At 46.1% G+C, this 19298-nt stretch carries 13 protein-coding genes; 10 read left to right on the forward strand and 3 right to left on the reverse strand.

The window, feature by feature from the left end:
- Window positions 1-62: 62 nt before the first annotated feature.
- The 7 genes from BK127_RS08150 (at window position 63) to BK127_RS08180 (ending at window position 10930) form a co-directional block, all read left to right on the forward strand.
- Complete coding sequence (locus tag BK127_RS08150; protein WP_076229518.1) at window positions 63-1214, forward strand: type III polyketide synthase; 1152 nt, start codon at window positions 63-65, stop codon at window positions 1212-1214.
- On the forward strand, window positions 1201-1947 hold the full coding sequence (locus BK127_RS08155) for a methyltransferase domain-containing protein (RefSeq protein ID WP_076229519.1): 747 nt from the start codon (window positions 1201-1203) through the stop codon (window positions 1945-1947). Before BK127_RS08150 ends, BK127_RS08155 begins: the two co-directional genes overlap by 14 nt.
- Window positions 1944-3086, forward strand: coding sequence for an NAD(P)/FAD-dependent oxidoreductase (locus BK127_RS08160; RefSeq protein ID WP_076229520.1), 1143 nt, complete (start codon window positions 1944-1946; stop codon window positions 3084-3086). Before BK127_RS08155 ends, BK127_RS08160 begins: the two co-directional genes overlap by 4 nt.
- 2 nt (window positions 3087-3088) lie before the next feature.
- Window positions 3089-5245, forward strand: coding sequence for an MMPL family transporter (locus BK127_RS08165; RefSeq protein WP_076229521.1), 2157 nt, complete (start codon window positions 3089-3091; stop codon window positions 5243-5245).
- Between the two features lie 241 nt (window positions 5246-5486).
- Window positions 5487-8081: a PAS domain S-box protein gene (locus BK127_RS08170; protein ID WP_076229522.1), complete on the forward strand. Its 2595-nt coding sequence runs from the start codon at window positions 5487-5489 to the stop codon at window positions 8079-8081.
- A gap of 113 nt (window positions 8082-8194) precedes the next feature.
- The gene (locus BK127_RS08175; RefSeq protein WP_076229523.1) at window positions 8195-9244 is read left to right on the forward strand and encodes a metallophosphoesterase family protein; all 1050 of its coding nucleotides are present in this window, start codon (window positions 8195-8197) and stop codon (window positions 9242-9244) included.
- A 165-nt stretch (window positions 9245-9409) separates the two neighbouring features.
- Window positions 9410-10930 carry a hypothetical protein gene (locus tag BK127_RS08180; RefSeq protein WP_076229524.1) on the forward strand — a complete coding sequence of 507 codons (1521 nt, stop codon included), beginning with the start codon at window positions 9410-9412 and terminating at the stop codon, window positions 10928-10930.
- 100 nt (window positions 10931-11030) lie between these two features.
- Here BK127_RS08180 and BK127_RS08185 read toward each other — a convergent pair whose 3' ends face one another.
- The gene (locus tag BK127_RS08185) at window positions 11031-12641 is read right to left on the reverse strand and encodes a response regulator (RefSeq protein WP_076229525.1); all 1611 of its coding nucleotides are present in this window, start codon (window positions 12639-12641) and stop codon (window positions 11031-11033) included.
- On the reverse strand, window positions 12638-14467 hold the full coding sequence (locus BK127_RS08190) for a sensor histidine kinase (protein WP_179097421.1): 1830 nt from the start codon (window positions 14465-14467) through the stop codon (window positions 12638-12640). The genes BK127_RS08185 and BK127_RS08190 overlap by 4 nt, the downstream gene beginning before the upstream one ends.
- 200 nt (window positions 14468-14667) lie before the next feature.
- Between BK127_RS08190 and BK127_RS08195 the strand changes: the two genes are divergently transcribed.
- The 3 genes from BK127_RS08195 to BK127_RS08205 all read left to right on the forward strand — a co-directional run bounded on the left by BK127_RS08195 (window position 14668) and on the right by BK127_RS08205 (window position 17845).
- Window positions 14668-16032 carry an ABC transporter substrate-binding protein gene (locus BK127_RS08195; RefSeq protein WP_076229527.1) on the forward strand — a complete coding sequence of 455 codons (1365 nt, stop codon included), beginning with the start codon at window positions 14668-14670 and terminating at the stop codon, window positions 16030-16032.
- Window positions 16033-16117: 85 nt separating this feature from the next.
- Window positions 16118-17008 carry a carbohydrate ABC transporter permease gene (locus tag BK127_RS08200; protein WP_076229528.1) on the forward strand — a complete coding sequence of 297 codons (891 nt, stop codon included), beginning with the start codon at window positions 16118-16120 and terminating at the stop codon, window positions 17006-17008.
- A 12-nt stretch (window positions 17009-17020) separates the two neighbouring features.
- Window positions 17021-17845: a carbohydrate ABC transporter permease gene (locus BK127_RS08205; protein ID WP_076229529.1), complete on the forward strand. Its 825-nt coding sequence runs from the start codon at window positions 17021-17023 to the stop codon at window positions 17843-17845.
- Between the two features lie 42 nt (window positions 17846-17887).
- Here the strand turns inward: BK127_RS08205 and BK127_RS08210 are convergent, their stop codons facing one another.
- Complete coding sequence (locus tag BK127_RS08210; protein WP_076229530.1) at window positions 17888-19279, reverse strand: hypothetical protein; 1392 nt, start codon at window positions 19277-19279, stop codon at window positions 17888-17890.
- Window positions 19280-19298 lie beyond the last annotated feature (19 nt).

Consider the following 19298-nt stretch of genomic DNA (forward strand, 5'->3'; position numbering starts at 1 on the left):
CAGATACATGTCCAACATGAAGATAAATGTTTGAAGATTGCGCGAGGGGATGGATGTAACATATGGAACACGCAGATCCAATCATTGCGATCCTGGGCATAGGTACGGCTGTACCGGAATTTCGGATCGATCAAGCGGATACAGCACACCGATTAGCTGAAGCGTTAAGAGATAGTCCCGATTCCGCACGTTGGGCAAAACGAATATTTAAGCAGTGTGGGGTAGAAACTCGCTACACCTGCGAACCGAATCTGCTCGAATCCGCTGAAAGCTGCCGTTATTTTCCAAGGAGCACATCACAGGATGCCCCTTCAACCAGGGACAGGATGCAAACCTACAAAAGGGAGTCGGTTCCCTTAAGTCTGGATGCTGCTCATAAAGCTTTACTGGATGGGAACATCAAGACCTCGGATATTACCCATCTGTTCACGGTCAGCTGCACAGGGCAATTTCTGCCCGGCTTGGATACGGTCCTGGCTAACAAATTGGGACTAGCCGCCGATGTCAATCGAACGCCGCTTAACTTTTTGGGCTGCGCTGCCGGATTGAAGGCTATTTCTTTGTCACGGCAAGTGCTCTTGGGTAATCCGTCTGCCAAGGTGTTAATTGTATGCGTTGAGCTATGCACACTGCATATTCAGCCTTCGAGTCAGCGTGAAGCCTTATTTGCAGCTTCTTTTTTTGGTGACGGGGCATCGGCTTGCATCATAGGGGCACCTGGCCCTGACCATAAGGATGTGTTTCAGCTCGACAATGGGCGTTCTGTTCTGCTGCCTGATTGTGCCGATGAGATGGTATGGGAAGTTGGCAACTACGGCTTTGATCTTTATTTATCTCCGAATATTCCTAAGCTGATCGCAAGCTTGATACCTGCCGAGGTTGAACATTTGTTAGACGGTAAGCCGAATCCAGAGCTATGGGCCATACATCCCGGAGGTCGAGGGATTGTTGATTCCATACAAAGCCTGTTCAAGCTTACAGATGAGCAGACCCGTCCCAGCCGAACCGTACTTCGTGATTATGGTAATGTATCCTCAGCAACCCTGTTATTTGTCCTGAACGAGATGAAACAGGAGCTGAAAAGCAAAGGCTCCGGACCAGCTAATGGGATTGCCTTGGCATTCGGTCCAGGTCTTACCGCAGAATTGATCCCAATAACATATCTCCCTGCGGTCATTAGTCAGGAACAGCTCATAGGCCATGTCCGTGCTTAGAAGCATACAGCGGAGGGCCGAAGAGCCCGAATTGATGGACGACTTTACTATAGGGGGAGCTGCGCTCCGGGAAGCCTTGCATCATCTCCGGCTGCTGAATCGGATATTCGGTGCCTCTGCACCAACACTTTATGGAGTCAAACGATTGTGGCTGGATGCCGGCAAGCCGAGAAAGTTAACTATTCTGGATATTGGGTGTGGATCGGGGGATGTGAATGCGCATCTCCTGAAATGGGCGGACAGGAATCGCATCGAGCTCCAACTTGTTTTGATTGATATTACGGAAGAAGCTTGTGAAGAGGCAAGGCTGTACTTTCAGAATGAACCGCGTGTACAGGTGAGGAAAGATGATTTGTTTTCACTGCCGGAAGCTTGTGCGGATATCATTACGGGAACGCAATTTGTACATCATTTTGCAGCGGACGAGCTTCCCGGAGTTGTAGATAAGATGCTGAAGGCTTCGCGATTAGGCGTTGTGATCAATGATATCCATCGGCATTGGATTCCATGGGCTGCGGTGTGGCTTGTAACGCGAATGCTTTCCAATAATCGTTACATTTTACACGACGGGCCATTGTCCGTAGCCAAAGGCTTTCGATCGGCGGATTGGCAGCATCTGAGGAAAACGTTGGATACCCCGGAGATGTTTTATGCATGGAGACCGTTATTCCGGTATGTCGTCGTCTTAAACAAGACCAGATCTAATTCCAACAACGGAGTTGAGCAGGGATGAGTCCTACTTACGATGCAGCCATTCTTGGTGCTGGCATTGCAGGCAGCAGTCTGGCCAAAAAGCTCGCGGATCAGGGCTGGGATACCGTTCTGATCGATCGTCAGTTGTTCCCCCGGCACAAAGTTTGCGGAGAATTCCTTTCCCCGGAATCCCAACATACACTGAAAGCATTAGGTTTAATGAAAGCTGTTGAGTCGCTGCAACCAAGCATGATTACCCGGATAAGGCTGATCTTTAGTCACGGTGCTACTTTGGAGATTCCTTTGCCTGGACATGCTCTGGGAGTGAGTCGTTATTTATTGGATTCCACCTTCCATAACGAGGTGCTAAGGTCCGGTGCACAGCTGCAGACGGCAACAACGGTCACATCCGTGTATCCCAATGAGAATGGATATACGATTGAGACGAAGCAGGATGGGTTGAACAAACAGGTTCAGGCACGTATGGTAATCGCTGCTTGGGGGGCTCATCGTCGTTCAGGACTTCCGGGTTCTACTTCTAAGGGTTCCGTTCATTCTATGCACATCGGGGTGAAATCCCATTACTCTGGAATAGAGATGGAGCCTGTTGTTGAACTGTATGTGTTCCCTGGTGGTTATCTGGGCATTTCACCTATTGATGGTGGACTTGTGAATGTTGCGGCGCTTTTGAAACAGAGCGCTATTGGAAAAACAGAAAAAACGATCCTTGGCATGATAGAAGCTGCAGCTCGTAGAAGCCCGAAGCTATATCGAAAACTGGCTCAAGCGACTCCGGTGCCAGGTACGCAGTCGGCAGTTTCCCCGATTGATTTAAAGCGCAAGCCCTTGGCATGGGATGTGATTCCGCATGTGGGGGATGCTGCGCTCATGATACCGCCATTATGTGGAGACGGCATGTCAATAGCTTTGCGTTCGGCGCGATTGTGTGGTGCATTAGCCGACCGCTATTTACGCGGGGATCTAACGCTTGGAAGCTGGCGGTATGAATATACACAGTCTATACATCGAGAATTCAAGCGTCCTATGCGATGGGGGCGCTTTCTGCAATGGTTGTTTGGCTTACCGCTTGTGCCCCGAATTTTGCCTGGATTAGCGAATCTGGCACCAGGACTAGCTATTGAATTGGTTCGGGCAACCCGATTACAAGGAACAGAGTAAATATGGGAGTTCACAGGCTTGCGCTGATCTCTTACCGCTATCCCAATGTTGTTATATCGTTCTGGGCCTTGTTTTTGCTCTTTTTTGGTAGTTACGCAAGCAAGCTGCCTACGGTCCTCAAGGATCACGGTTTGCTCCCGAATGGAGCCTACGTTCAGGTTCAGCAGCTATTGTCTGCTGATTTTCATATACCCGAGGACCCGATCATGCTTGTTTTTGAAAAAAAAGAATTCGTATCGCTGGAGAGGTTTCATCATTATATCGAACAATCCTTAGATCAATTGCGTGGAATTGACGGTCTAACTGAAGTGATATCGCCACTCCAGACGCAGGGGATGCTTGAAGGTAATTACGCTTATGCACTTCTTTCCTTTTCCTATAAGCCTTATCAGCTGAAGCCCGTACTGGCAAATATGCATAGCCGTTTGCTGAATCAGCAGGATATGATGGTAACCATGACAGGGAAATCTGTCGTTCAGGACGATGTGAACCGGGCAAGCGAACGTGATTTGCGCAAAGCTGAGCTGATCGGCATACCGGTCGCCTTTATTATCCTGTGGTTTGCTTTTCGAGGAATCGTTTCTGCAATGATCCCTGTTGTTATAGGTATGATAGGGGTAGCCAGCACTATGGGGATGATGTATGGGATAGGTACCCAACTTGAGCTTTCCAACTTTGTGTTTAATGTCATCCCTATGGTCGGACTGGCTCTGAGTATTGATTTCTCCTTAATTCTGGTCAGTCGATTTCGAGAAGAATTAGAGAGACAAGCAGCTGAGCCGGCGATGGTTACAGCCATGAAGACAGCTGGAAGGGCTGTCTTATTCTCGGCGTTCAGTGTTTTATTAGGTTTAATGGGAACCCTGTTCATTCCACTTCCTATTTTCACTTCGGTTGCTGTAGGAGCGATGACCGTATTAGTCGTTTCGGTTTGTTTGACCTTTACCTTATTGCCCGCGATGCTGTCATTCTTATGGCCCGCCATTCAAGCGGAAAGTAAGCCGCTGTCCAATAAATCAGCAAACAGAAGAAAGAATATCTGGTATTCTCTATCGCTTTTTGTAATGGACAAACCGGTCCGTATGCTTGTATTGGCTTCATTATTGCTAATCGGCTGTTTGCTGCCTGTAAGCAGGATGAAGCTTGCCATACCAGACGCGTCATCTTTACCTGCTGTCTATAGTTCTCGTCAGGCTGCCGAGGTTTATCAAGCCCATTTCGTTACTCCTTCGACCTCTTCTATAGTTATGGTCATGCAAGGGAAATTCGATAACCTGAACAAACAAGATTGGATGGAGGCCTATGCCTTTGTTCAAATGTTGGAAAAGGATCCCGGTGTTGTACGTGTTGATTCTGTTTTTTCCACCTTGGGCATGCTTCCTGAAAAGCTGGATGCATCGTTTCAGCAGCAGCCGCTGCCACAGGACCCATATGGATCGGTGCTGCAGCGATTTGTGAATAAAAACCACATGCTGATCCATGTGACATTAAGAGGAAGCCCGTCTTCGGAACAAGTAATGGACTGGCTCAGACAACGGGAGCAGACCGGAGCATCTGCAAATTTACCGTATGTGCTGGGTGGAGAGGCCAAGTACCAGCAGGAAGTCTTTGATGCTATATTTCACAATCTTGGTTACGTGCTCTTATTTATTGTGATTTCCAATTATTTGGTATTATTCTTTGCTTTCCGATCCCTGCTTATTCCGCTTAAAGCCATTGTGATGAATCTCCTGAGTCTGGGAGCCGCATTCGGCATTCTGGTATGGATCTTTGAAGAGGGGAATATGGGAATGGAACCGGGCAGTATCGCCATCATGATTCCCGTATTTATATTTGGACTGACCTTCGGTATCAGTATGGATTATGGGGTGTTCCTGGTATCGCGAATCTTTGAAGTATACCGAAATACACAAGACAATGATCGCGCCGTTCTCATCGGGTTGTCGTCAACGAGCAGAACCATAACCTCAGCAGCCGCAATTATGATTGTGGTGACAGGACCATTTGCATTTGCCGACGTTGTCGGGGTTAAACAGCTTGGGATCGGTATCGCAGCAGCTATTCTGATTGATGCGACCATAATTAGAATGCTTGTCGTTCCCTCCTTAATGAAATTGTTCGGCAGTTGGAACTGGTGGTCACCGAGATGGCTCAAATAGGTTGAGCAAAGTATAACCGATTCCAAATTACGGTGATAATTTACATAATTTGGAATTTAAAAGGTGCAAATAACCCTTTCATCTATGAAGGGTTTATTTGTAGTTGCTCGTGTAGGCAAACTTCAAGCATTTGCCTCCAAATACAAATTCACAAATAAATATCGTCGATGCAGGAAAGAAGGTAACCCTGCTAGAAAGCTATCTAAAAGCTTATTTCGATTTGTGACACGGGGAGGGACCTATGATCAACGACTATCGTTTTGCGGATGAATTATTCATTCAGGCATTTCAGCACGCACCGATTGGGATGGTTCTCTTAGCAACAAATGGAGCGGTTCTTAAGGCGAATGCTTCCGCATGCTCCATGTTAGGATATTCGGAAGACGAACTAACCCGAATCGCTTTTCAAGAAATTGCACATCCAGATGATGTAGTGCTTAATCATGAGCTTATGAACCAATTAATCGAAGACAAGCGGGAATCGTACCAGACGGAAAAACGATTTTTTCATAAGCAAGGTTCTATTACATGGCTTCAATTAACAGTTTCCTTAGTTAGGGATGAGGAAGGCAAACCCTTATTTTTTATATCCCAGTTTATTAATGTATCCACTCATAAGTTGGCTGAAGAAGGATTGCGGGAGAAAGAACGCCAACTATTATACAGTGAACAACGGTACAGATCGTTATTCGAGCATCATCCCGATCTGATCTTCTCAATGGATTTGGAGGGTACGTTTACTTCAATCAACCATTCGGTGGAGAGACTTATCGGATATACAGATCAGCAGATTCAGCACAATTCGGTCAACTATCGCACATTTATGCATCCTAAAGACAACAAGAAGGTAGAATACCATTTTGCACTGGCAGCAAAGGGACTTACTCAACGGTATGAGACTGAGGCGTTAGATAAGAACGGGAATTGTATCAGCTTCGATGTGACACATATTCCTATCATCGTGAACCATCAGGTGATGGGGGTTTACGGAATTGCCAAGGATATTACCCAACAAAAAGAATTATGGTTACAGCTGAAGGAAAGTCAGGAGCTGTACCAGATTATTTCAGATAATGCTCAGGAAATCATTTCATACAGCACGCCGGATGGAATTACCCGTTATGTGTCACCCGCTATCAAAACTATACTGGGCTATGAACCTGAGGAAGTGATTGGCACCGTTACGACCGATTATTGGCATCCTGAAGATCGAGCATTCTTGATCTATAACGGACTGTTTCCCATTTCGGAGGTCGATATCTTTACCTGCAGAGCCCGCCATAAAAATGGACACTATATTTGGATCGAGACCACCTTGAAGTTAATCCGAAATCGTGATGGGAAAATCACCAAATTATTTAGCGTTGGAAGGGATATCTCAGAGCGCAAGCAAGCTGAGGATGAGCTGAGGAAAACCAAGGACAGACTGGAATCGTTGATTCAAAATAATGCTGATGCGATATGGGTGGTTGACCTTGAGGATCGGGTTATAGAAGCCAATGCCGCCTTTGAGAGCATGTTTCAATGGAGTCTGGATGAAATTATTTGTGCTGACTCGGTATTCTTGATCGTGCCCGATCATCTCAAGGAATCTGTAAAACTCAACTTGAATCAAGTGAAATCCGGTAATTCGGTTATAGGCTTCGAAACGATCCGACTGCGTAAAGATGGAAGTCTCATCGAAGTAAGCGGAACCTTATCTCCTGTACGTGATGAACAAGGCGTAATTGTTGGGATCATGGGAATGTACCGCGATATCAGTGAAAGAAAAAGAGTGGTTCAGGAGCTGAATGCAGCTAAGGACCAGCTGGAATCTTTTATTGATCATAATGTTGACCCGATTCTAATTGTAAACCTTGAAGAAAAGGTGTCCAGAGTCAATCATGCATTTGAAAAGGTTTTTGGATGGTCAGCCGCCGAAATTATAGGCCTCTCCATTCAGAAGCTGCCGATTATGCTCCCTGATTTGTCGCCCCAGATGGATATGAGGCAGAAGATATCAAAATCAGATGAGCCGCTCACAGGGTATGAAACCGTCAGATGCAGAAAGGATGGCACGGTCATTCCTATCATGCTGTCCAGCTTCGGTATGCGAGATGAGCACGATCATATTCATGGCTGGGCTGTTATCCTGAGAGACATCACTGCGCAAAAGCAAGCAGAAGAGCTTGTGATCAATTCCAAAAAATTATCGATAGCCGGTCAATTGGCAGCAGGAATTGCGCATGAGATCCGTAATCCAATTACGGCTATCAAAGGCTTTGTACAGTTCATGCAATCGGGATCGCTTCAGAAGCAAATCTATTTTGATATCATCTCGTCTGAAATCGAAAGGATCGAAATGATTTTGAGTGAACTGTTAATTCTCGCCAAGCCGCAATCGGTCCAGTATGAGCGTAAGGATATTCGCATGCTCATCGGTCAAGTGACCACCTTATTGGGGACACAAGCGATCATGAACAATGTGCAAATTGTTACCGAGTTCGAGCTGGAGACGACTCATATTTTATGCGATGAAAATCAATTGAAGCAAGTCTGTATCAACTTCATCAAAAATGCTATTGAAGCTATGCCCAAAGGCGGCACGATCGTGATTCAATTGAAAAGTAAAGATAAAGAAAACCTGCTGCTCCGGTTCATTGATCAAGGGTTTGGTATTCCTGAACATATTCTGTCCAGACTCGGGGAACCTTTTTACACAACCAAAGAAAAAGGCACCGGACTAGGCTTTATGGTGAGTAAAAAGATTATTGAAAATCATCAAGGAGCGATAGAGGTATTCAGCATAGAAAACGAGGGGACAACGGTTGAGGTCATTCTTCCCATAGCTCATTAAGGGATGGAATGTTTAAATTCAGGCAATCTTAGATTTATTGAGAAATGATTAATCTTTGTATGCTATAATTCTGCTATCGTCTGATTTATAGATAGAACAGGTGGTGGATGCATATGATGTCCCGAAGGCAATTTGTCAAAAGAATGCTAGCCATCCTGGCGGTTTTCGCGGGAGGCGGTACGATATGGAAGTATGTACTTGATCATGAAAAACCGCTGCATGCCGAATCTGATTCCACAGCTGCAACTACACCTATCCCTGCCGAGCAAACAGCCAATCCGACGTCGAATAAGCTGCTGCTGTCCTTCTTCCTGTTAAGTGATCTGCATATTTCCGATGGGATCTCGATAATGACAGATAAACTGCATGCCGCATTGAAAGACGTCAGCAGTTTTGAATCTCCGGTGGAATGTATTGTGTTAGGTGGAGATCTGACGGATATGGGGCGTGAGACGGACTATAAGCTGCTGCGCAAAATATTAAACGGTTACAAGCTGCCTCCGATCTATGCCAATATGGGAAATCATGACTACTATGATATATGGTTAGATAAGAAAGGCGAGTTTGCCAAGGAAACCATGCCCAACGGCAAAAGCGATGCTATGGCCAAAGAGCGATTTATGAAATTTTTCGGATATAAGGATCAACCATATACCGATTTCTGGATGGGTGGCTTTCATTTCATATTGGTGTCTCAGGAAGCTTATGTTGGCGATAAACCGGAATATGGCGAAGGGGCCTGGTATTCGGATGCACAGCTGGCTTGGCTGAGCAACCAGATGAAGCAGCATGAGGACGGGAAACCCGCTTTTGTGTTCATTCATCAGCCGCTGCCAGCACCGGGTATGGATGGAGGCTCGCATCAGCTGGTCCGGGCCAAGGAATTCCGTGAGGTTCTTAAGCCGTACCGTAACGTATTTGTTTTGTCCGGTCATACGCACCGTAATTTTGCCACGGAGAATCATTATAACCAGGACAACTCGTTTCATTGGTTCAATAATGCCTCGGTTGGCAAAACCCGCAGCTCCGGGAATGATAATGTTGCTCAGGGCATGTATGTGCAGATCTATGAGGATAAGGTTGTGGTCCGTGGGCGCGAATTTTCGGACCGCAGCTGGATCGATTCAGCTCATTATACCGTGCCGCTGCAAGCGAAGGCATGAGAGATTTACTCTCGGCGAATTGAATGTATCCATTCTGAAGCCTCCAGTTTCCACGCTGACAAGTGTGAGCTGGAGGCTTCTTAACTCGTCCTCAAGAACTTTTCTGACACATCTTGCGTCTAACGCATAGCTGGAAAAATATATGTATAAATGAGGCGAGCGCACATGTTAAAGAAAACGATGTTGACCTGGCTCGGAGCGCTGCTAGTATGGTGCCTGTGGTCAGGTATAGCTATGGCGGAATCGAGCTCTGTTCAAGTTAGCATAGCGAAATTCCCCGTGAAGGTTAACGGTCAAATGATGAACAACAAGCAGTTGGATTATCCATTCGTGGTGTACAAGGACGTGACCTATATACCGTTAAACTGGGATTTGATGCAAGAGCTTGAGCTGAATATCGATTGGACCGCAGCCGAAGGATTGAAGATTTACAGAAGCTGCTGCACGAGTCCTTACTGGATGTACCCGGCTCTTGATAAAACAAAGTACATACAGAGTGGCAAGGCAGCAAACTTGTTGACCCGTACCTATTCGGCCAAGGTTGCCACCGCTCCCATTCAATTATGGGGTGCACAAATTGTTAACGATAAGGAAGAATATCCGTTCCTGGAGTTCAGGGATGTCACCTACATGCCGCTGACATGGACGTTTGCTCATACACGACTTATGATGGATTTGCAATTTAGCCTTGAAGAAGGACTTTCGATATGGAGCGGTCAGGACCAAGTGCTCCAGCAAATTGTATATGATGATGCCGAAGCCTTGTATGTGGATGCCATGGGTAAAGACTATAAAACCTACGCCATGATGAAAATCGATAAAAAGCTGCAAACGAAACCGGAATGGATCGAGAAGGAGCAGGCACAAAATATTCGTGACAAGGCCGCTCAGGATGCACAGGCTGGAGCCTATGAGGGGAAGAAGGTTGCAATTGAACGTGTGGGCAACAGCCTCACCTATGAAGGCTTCCAGCTTGGAGAGCTGCGTAAAGAGGAACAAGGGATTCTCGGCGATACCAAGCTGCAGATTGAAGGTACGTTGTATGAGATCGATAGCAAGCGAAAGCTGCTTGCCGTGTACACCTATTTCCCGATAGCCGTAATAGGTCCACCGCCAAGCAGCCGCTATCAGTTGTTCGCGATTATAGATGGACAATTGCGTCCAGTCACCAATTATCTTTACAAGCCACAGCATGTTGTCAAAAATACCGACGGCTCGGTTTGGATAGCACGAGATCGCATGCCTTTCAGGGATTTTTATTTCCGCGGCTCCGGTTTGCTGGCGCTTATGGACATAAATGGTAATATACGCCTTGCCAACGAAGTCTGGAATGAGCAGGATATCAGCCCGCTCGGATTTAACAGTCCTACAAGAAATCCAGTTGAACCCGATGGAAGGTTGATTGTAAGGCTGTACGGCAAGTCTTACACGAACGAGCTGGGAATCGACCCTTCTACAGGGTTAAACTCTCTCACCAGTGAGCTCATTGACCCTCAGAAAGACGGCTTGTACGAGGTATTGCCTACACTGGAGCTGCGGAAATTGTCGAAGGCCCCTGACGATGGACTTTCCTTTTACCGAGACAACGAAGGTGATATCTACACCATTCAATTGTATAGCAATACGGTGACGAATTGGACACAGAATCGGTCAAAAACCTGGAGTGACATTGAGCTGCTGCAATAGCATACTGTTTCGTATATAATAAGCAGCTGCAGATGAATAGGCGTATGGAATAAGGGATAACCATTGGTTATCCCTTATTTGTCTGCTTAGTGACTCTATGTTACAAGGAGTCCGCGCCCAGATTGTTTCTGTATTGGGTAGGTGTCATGCCGATATACTTTTTGAAGATTTGAAAAAAGTATTTTTCATCGTTATAGCCAGCGGCATGGGCAATATCACTTAGCTTCATACTTCGATCGTGGAGCAGTCTGCAGGCGTGATCGATACGAATTTTGTGTAGATGGTCGAGAAAATTGGTTTTGAGCTCTTGCTTGAACAGAAAGCTTAAATAACCGGGAGTAATGAAAACTTCACGGGCTACGGTTTCCCTATTGATGTCTTTGTGATAGTTATGCTCCATATAATCAAGTACGGATTGGAACATTTTATTACTGTTTTTTTTCACATGTAATTGCTCACTGGCTTTTAATAATACGTCTGTTAATGTCTGTACGATGTAATCCATACTGGAATGCTCGATAATATGGGTAAGCTCTGTAAGGCTTTCACCGAATACGTCATTCGTATTAATATTTTTTTCGATACAATAACGGTACAAGGCAAACACAAGCGCAAGCATGGACTTTTGAATATGCTCTTTCGAGGTGCTGGCTGGCTTAAGCGCTTCGTTAAATGCGTTCAGCCTGTCCGCAATGGCGTTCTGATCACCTGTGGCTACAGCCTGAATTATTGCTTTCTCCTGGGATAAAGGGTAGGAGGTGTGAACGGGATCATCATCGACAGTTTCCTTGTAATCAACAATCTTTTCGATGCCGATAAAATATTTCATATCCAACGCCCGGATCGATTCCTGATACGAAATTCTCAGATGGTTAATCCCCGAATCAAAGCTGCCTATACCGATTGAAACCGTGAATTTCAAATATTGACGAATATGCTGCTGTACTTCTGCGACGTGTTGGTTCAATTCATCGCTGCCTGTCCAATCCTCTGTATTTAAAATAACGATGATATCATCCTGATGTTCAAATGCAGCACATCGAAATAAAGCAGAGAACGTTTCCTCAGCTATATTCTTGACACCATATTTGAACAGCTCGATATCCTCTTGATCATACTTTCGCTGCAGCATATGCAGATTATCAATTTGTAAGACAATGATTCCAAAAAACAGATGGGGGAACGCCTCTCCATTGATATGCAGATTGGCCAGCAGACGCTCGAACGGTGGATTATCTGTCATCACCAGTCGACTTAAAGTCTTCTCCTTTAAAAGCGGAAAGCTTTCGCGAAAGCCGACTTTGAGCTTTTCCAACGTATTCTCCTGGTGGCGTGCCTCCTCAATGATCGCTTTAAGCTTAAGAACCGTATCCAATATTTCCTGTGTTCGGCTTGGCTTAAGCAAATAATCACTGGCGCCGATCGTCAGCGCTTTCTGTGCATAGGCGAATTCATCGTATCCGCTCATAATCACACATTTGATATGGGGATAATCATTCGTTACATGTTCAATCAGGGAAAGCCCGTCCATCTCCGGCATACGTATATCGGTGAGCAGGATATCGACATGAACATTGTTCAACAGCTCGAGGGCCTCAGCCCCGTCTCTGGCTTCACAAACGATTGCAATATCGTGCTTCGTCCAATCAATCAGGGAACGTATGCCTGTGCGGGCTCTTTCCTCATCATCGACAATCATTAAATGGATCATACGCGTGGTTCCTCCTGGGTATCGGGTATGGCAGGGACTATAATTTCTACTCGGGTTCCTTGACCCAGTTCACTTTCATAATTCAGTTGATAACCTTCCTTGTAATAATGCCTCAGTCTGGCATTCACATTCTGGATCGCATAGCCACTGGTTTCTTGTCCCGTGTACACGTCACTGTCGGCAGGCTCTGCCAGTATCCGTTGAATCGTTGCCGCATCCATGCCAGGTCCGTTATCTTCAATGACAAATCGCAAGGTATCGCCCTGCAGAGAGCCGCTAACCGATACAATTCCGCCGCCGCGCTTACGCTCAATGCCGTGAATTAACGCATTTTCGATAAAAGGCTGAAGAATGAGCTTTAAAATAACATAAGGCTCGATTTCATCCGCGATATCAACCCGATATTCCAAAAGATCCTTGAATCGCATTTGCTGCAGAGATAAATACAATTCAATCAATTCTTTTTCTTTTTTGACATTGGTAAAGCTTTTGCCGCGATTCAGGCTTAAACGGAACAATCGGGACAGGTTAACAATCATCTCACTGATCCGGCTTTGACCGGCTGCTTCAGCTTCCCAAAATATCGTATCCAGCATGTTATACAAAAAGTGAGGGTTGATTTGTGATTGAAGCGCCTTGAGCTCGGCTTCTTTTTCTTTGAGCTGAAGCACATAGGCATCGTCGATCAAGGCTTTAATGTTAGCTACCATGCTGTTGTACCCGCGGCTTAATTCCCCGATCTCATCTCTATATTTAATATCTACCCGTTCGTCAAAATGGCCATTCTGAAATCGTTTCATCGACAGCAGCAATTGACGCAGGGGTGCAGTCAAAATCGAAGTCAGGATAAACATAAAAGGAATACTGAGAAGCAGACATGCCAAAATTAATACGATAACAAACACCTTGATCGAGTCCAGCTCATGTGTCAGTGAAGCCAGAGGTACCGCATACAGAATACTCCAACCGTTTTCATTGATACCGCTGTATGAAAGCAGCAGCTTCTCCCCGTTGCTGTTGATGATCATGGAACCGGACTCACTTTGCTGCCTTGTCGCTGTAAAAGACAAATCCGGGTTGTTGCTGCTAAAAAAGTCTTTGCCCGCCTTTAACAACGGGTAGCCGGTTTGATCGAGAATGACAATGCCATGGTCTTGGTCATGTAAATTTTTTAAATACAGGTTACGGATCGTATTTTGGTTAATCCCCACAAAAATGAACCCGATCGTGCTGCCATCGCTAACATTGCGGACAATCCGGCTCATTCCGATTTTCTCATTCCGGTTATTCTGAATGAACACGTTGTTATCGTCCGTTAGCGGAAACCAGTATGAGGCACCGTTCAGCTCCTCGGTTTTACGGTATATCGGACTTTCCTGAATGTGAATAAACTGGTTGGCACCGCTGCTATCATCGGTAGATACCTGAAACAGAGGGGCAGGACCCTTTCCGTACAGAGCCAAATAATCAAAGTTCCGAGTGAGCAGCATTTGGTTCATCATTGACGCGGACGAGCCCGAGTACAGGGTGGTTTCAAGCTCGTTGGACGTACCGAGATTGCTCTGAAGCTGGCTTTGTACCTCGGATGCGAGACTGAATACCGTTACCCAATCCGCAATGTTTTTTTGCAGCATGACAATATTGTTGTCCACTTCTTTAATAATCCCGAGATTGGTGGTACTGACCTTATTAATAATTTCTTTACTGGAGGTTTGATAGGAATAATAGCCCAGTGTTAGACAAAGGACTACAATTAGCAAGTAAAAGAGAATGAAGATTTTATATTTAATGCTCAGGTTTAAATAAAGCTTTCCTATATTGATCATCTCCATGTATGATACTGATTCTGGTTGTATTGTATATCCCCGCAGCAGTTTTCACAACGTATGTACTCCAACATTCGATAAAATTAAACTTTACCCGTTTTTTCTCTACTGTTTCTTAGCGAACACTTTGCTATGATCCAAGTAACAAACGAATCTTACATGCGAAACATTCAAATTTATTATTCAGGGGGAGCTCACTTATGAAGAAAACGAATCCAATGGTTAAGGCTGCTTTGCTCACAACGGCTGTGGCTATGGTGGGGACATTAGCAGCTTGCGGAGCCAGCACTGATACGAAAACAACGCCAAGTCCAGCTTCAAGTACACCAAGCCCGGCAGCTGCCGGTACAAAAAAAGAAATTACACTGCGTTTATTTTCCAACCTGCCGGATCGCAAATCCGGACAAGGACTTGCCGAGCAGATGGCTATTGACAGCTATATCAAAGACAATCCCAATATCAAGATTGATGTGGAAGCACTAGCCGAGGAGCCATTCAAAAACAAGCTGAAGGCTTACATGGCATCCAACGAACCGATTGATGTCACCATGGTTCATGGCGGTGCTGAGCTCAGTACGCTCGTTAAAGCCAAATATGTGAAAGAGCTGAATGCCAAGGAGTATGAAGGTGACAAATACAACTTTTTTCCCGGCGTCTACAAATCGTTTGAATTTGACGGGAAAATTTACGGACTTCCGAGAAACAGCGATTACGAAGTGATTTATTATAACAAAAAAATGTTCGCTGATAACGGAATTAAGGTTCCAGCAACCTACAATGAGCTGTTGGACGTGGCCAAAGCGTTCAGGGCCAAAGGCATTACTCCGATGTCGATCAATGGTAAAGATTTATGGAGCTTCGGTTTGCTGTACCAAAATATACTGCAGCGTGTGAGCGGTGATCAAAGCCTGATCCTGGACGCTGTCGATCAAAAGAAAACTTTTGCACAGGATGCCAGCTTTCTAAAGACTGCCCAGCTCATGAGTCAGCTGCGGGACGTCAAGATGTTCCAGGATTCGTTCATGACTGCTGATTACGGCGCTTCACAAAATCTGTTTACACAAGGCAAAGCAGCTATGTGGTTTATGGGCTCATGGGAAGCGGGGATGGCGACCAATGATAAATTGCCGGAAGCGTTCCGCAGTAATCTTGGGGTTGCCAAGTTCCCTGTAGTCGAAGGCGGCAAGGGTAAAGAATCCGATTTGCTGGCCTGGAACGGCGGCGGGTATTCAGTTACAACTTCCTCCAAAAATCCGGATGAAGCTAAAAAGTTTTTTGATTATTTAATGAGTGCGAATCAATGGGCCAAATATGCTTGGGAAACCGGCGCCGCTGTACCTGCACAAAAATACAATTTAACCGGAAAAGAAAGTGAGGTTCAAAAGCAGCTCACTGATATCCTGGTTAAGGCTTCTTCGACTGCTGGAGCTTCATTTATCGATTACGGCTCACCGGCATTTAAAGATGATGTTCAAAATGCATTCGGCAAGTTTTTTGCAGGCACATTTACACCGGAACAACTGACTGCTGAATTGCAGGCATCAGCGGAAAAACAAAAGAAATAAGCTCGGAATGAGAGATAGAGGGATTGTTCGAGGGCAGGCCGTGCTGCCTGTCCTTGACGGATCCAAGTGGAAGGAGTGAGGTACCATGCAAAAGGTGCTTGGCAACAAGATGGCTATTTTCCTGTTTGTTTTTCCAGGTATTTTGTTATTTATGGTTACGTTTCTGGCACCGATTGTGCTTAGTGGGTATTATTCGTTCACCGATACGCTGGGCCCAGGTACGGACGTTAAAATGGTTGGACTTCAAAACTATCAGGAATTGCTGTTTGAGGATTCGCGGTTCTGGAGATCATTAATGAATGCGCTCCTGCTTGGTATTGGCTGTATTGTCCTGCAGCATCCGATCTGTATAGCCTTCGCTATTTTGCTGGATCGTATCGGCGGCAAAGCCGAGAAGGTGTTTCGTACGATCTTTTTCATTCCTTGTGTCATTTCTGTGGTGGTCATCTCCAGAATGTGGTTGAGCATCCTGGACCCTGATTTCGGGATTTTCAATAAAATTCTGGATACGATCGGGCTTGGATTTTTGCAGCATGCCTGGTTAGGCGATACGAGTACTGCACTTGGTTCTTTGCTGTTTATTTTAATTTGGGCAGGGTTTGGCTGGGGACTCCTATTCTATTATGCCGGAATCAAAGGGATTCCCGAGGAGCTTTATGAAGCCGCTCATCTGGATGGGGCTTCAGGACTGAAGCTGCATTTGAAAATTACACTTCCGCTGCTTTCGCCGGTCATTGCTGTTCAGGTAACTCTCGCGATAGTTACAGCACTCAAGCAAATGGAAACCGTGTTTCTGACAACGAATGGCGGTCCCGGTGATTCCACACAGTTTCTGGCTGTTTACTTGTATAACAAAGCTTTCTCGGCGAGCCAGTATGGCTATGCCAACGCGATATCGATCCTGTTTATTCTCGTTTGTTTAATCGCGACCTATGTAAGCAACAAAATGATTCGCAGCGACATAGCTGAATATTAGGCGGTGGCAGATATGAAAAGCAAACATACAACGATTCTTTGGATCCTGTTTATACTGGTAGCCTTCGGGCAGTTATTCCCGTTAATCTGGTTGTTCAATTATTCGTTACTTAACAGCAGCGACTTTTTCTCCTCCAGTATTTTGAAATGGCCAAGCCAGCCGGAATGGCAAAACTATGTGAACGCATGGGTAGACGGCAAATTTCCCGAATATTTATTCAACAGCGTGTTGGTATCAACGGTAACGATACTTTTAACCGTATTTTTGTCCTTATCACTGGCTTACGCCTTCACACGGATGCAGTGGAAAATGCGTTCGTTCTTTTTTACCGTGATTTTGTTAGGGATCATGATTCCGATTCACGCCACGCTGCTCCCGAACTTTGCCATTTTCAAAGCCATTGGCTTGACCAATTCCTATCTCGGATTAATCATTCCTTACACAGCCGTTTCGGTTCCGCTCGGAACCTTCATCTTATCCGGTTTTCTGCGCAGCATTCCCTCAGCTATCGAAGAATCGGCTGTTATGGATGGCTGCAGCATTTATCGGATTGTTTTTCAAATCATTATGCCGCTCACGATGCCAGCATTGGTAACGATAGCCGTAACTACATTTTTAACATGCTGGAACGAGTTTATTATGGCTGCAACCTTTCTGAGCAAGGATTCTTTAAAGACGCTGCCTTTCTCCGTGATGAATTTTGCAGGCCAGTATTCCTCCGATTACGGCTCACAGTTCGCGGTAATGGTACTGACCTCGATTCCTGCGATTATTATTTATGCGATGTTTAATGAGCAAATTACGAAGGGTGTTACCGCTGGTGCCGTTAAAGGGTGATACTGCTATCAGCCATTGTCGATTAGTTGTCGATTCGCGGTCTTATATTCCGCTCATCAAACACAAGTTATAGCCGACAGCCGTCAGTCTTTGGCTGTTTATATAATACGGATGGCTGTAGCGCGCGAGCGCCTGCTCGCTGTCCTTGGCGTTAGCGTCCACCCAGATCCGGATCATGCCGTCCGGATAAAAGCAGAGCAGCTGCTCGCCCGGCATATCGAGAAAATGCGAGGCCATCGCAACCGACCCGCCAACCTTGCCGTACGAGCGCCCGCTGCGGTCCAGCACTTCCCCGTCCCCGCCGGGAATGCCGCGGACGAGCTCGTGGTACCCGTCGCCGTTCAGGTCGACGGGCACCATCCGGTAGACGCTGAATGGCAGCTCATAGGGCTGCCCGCTCGACGCGTCGAAGGTAAATTCATCGCGGTCCTGATGGAAGCGGCCATCGGGACCGCATGTTTTGGTTCCGATACGGATCGCCATCGCCACATGCTCGCCCTCATCCTTCAGGCGTGCGGTCCAGCCCATATCCATATGGCCATGGTCGACTTCTCCCCACACACGACGTCCCTCCGTATCGTATACAATGACGCGCGGCGAAGCTGAAGGGTCGGTCTCGCGTATCGTATACAAGCCCCACGACTCCTCTTTGGCATCCCATATCGGTTGAACGATATCGGAATGTCCCTTATAGCTTTCACGATCGGCACAAAATAATTCGGTTCCGGTATTCAGCTCAATGCATCGCTCCCCCCAAAAAATTTCATCCACACCATCCTGATTGAAATCAACGACTGGACATAAATGGCTGCCTCTGGCACCCAGGTCATCCTTGCCTACCTGAAATTCCCAACGCGGACTCATATCCGAATTCCATCCTTGCAAATACATGTTGCCATAGGTACCTTGTGCCGTAACCAATACTGGCTCGCCATTAACCATACCTCCGGCAATGAAATTACGGTACTGTGTGGACATAGGCTGCTGTGTGTCTCTGTACACCCACGGATACTGCCCGATGGTTTCTCCTGTGCTGCTGTCAATACGTTCCAGGCAGCTGCTTTGCAGACTAAGCTGATGCTGCATATTCAGATTGTTGACGAACCAGATTTCATCCGTACCATCCCCATCCAGATCAAATGGGAAAACCGGGCAAAACCAGATTCCTGGAATAACGGAAGAACCAAAGTCGCGTTTCCATAAGATCTCGCCCTCTGGCGTGAATAGCACCAATTTCAAATTGTCCGTCGGAAAAAAGAACATCTCCGCATAAGGATCAATATCAAAATCGGCGCTGTAGACGACGGCGATCGCTTTTTTGCCTTCTTTAATCCTTACAGGAAATGCCCGCAGCATGCCGATGGGGGAGCCGAGTGACAGCTCCAACACCTGCTTCAATTCAATCTCCTTACGATCCATCGCTTCCATCTTCATACTTCTAACCTCCTATAAT

It is taken from the genome of Paenibacillus sp. FSL H7-0331, assembly GCF_001956045.1.

Coding starts and splice junctions, on each gene's coding strand:
- BK127_RS08150 (WP_076229518.1), top strand. CDS start 63: ATGGAACACGCAGATCCAATCATTGCGATCCTGGGCATAGGTACGGCT.
- BK127_RS08155 (WP_076229519.1), top strand. CDS start 1,201: ATGTCCGTGCTTAGAAGCATACAGCGGAGGGCCGAAGAGCCCGAATTG.
- BK127_RS08160 (WP_076229520.1), top strand. CDS start 1,944: ATGAGTCCTACTTACGATGCAGCCATTCTTGGTGCTGGCATTGCAGGC.
- BK127_RS08165 (WP_076229521.1), top strand. CDS start 3,089: ATGGGAGTTCACAGGCTTGCGCTGATCTCTTACCGCTATCCCAATGTT.
- BK127_RS08170 (WP_076229522.1), top strand. CDS start 5,487: ATGATCAACGACTATCGTTTTGCGGATGAATTATTCATTCAGGCATTT.
- BK127_RS08175 (WP_076229523.1), top strand. CDS start 8,195: ATGATGTCCCGAAGGCAATTTGTCAAAAGAATGCTAGCCATCCTGGCG.
- BK127_RS08180 (WP_076229524.1), top strand. CDS start 9,410: ATGTTAAAGAAAACGATGTTGACCTGGCTCGGAGCGCTGCTAGTATGG.
- BK127_RS08185 (WP_076229525.1), bottom strand. CDS start 12,641: ATGATCCATTTAATGATTGTCGATGATGAGGAAAGAGCCCGCACAGGC.
- BK127_RS08190 (WP_179097421.1), bottom strand. CDS start 14,467: ATGATCAATATAGGAAAGCTTTATTTAAACCTGAGCATTAAATATAAA.
- BK127_RS08195 (WP_076229527.1), top strand. CDS start 14,668: ATGAAGAAAACGAATCCAATGGTTAAGGCTGCTTTGCTCACAACGGCT.
- BK127_RS08200 (WP_076229528.1), top strand. CDS start 16,118: ATGCAAAAGGTGCTTGGCAACAAGATGGCTATTTTCCTGTTTGTTTTT.
- BK127_RS08205 (WP_076229529.1), top strand. CDS start 17,021: ATGAAAAGCAAACATACAACGATTCTTTGGATCCTGTTTATACTGGTA.
- BK127_RS08210 (WP_076229530.1), bottom strand. CDS start 19,279: ATGAAGATGGAAGCGATGGATCGTAAGGAGATTGAATTGAAGCAGGTG.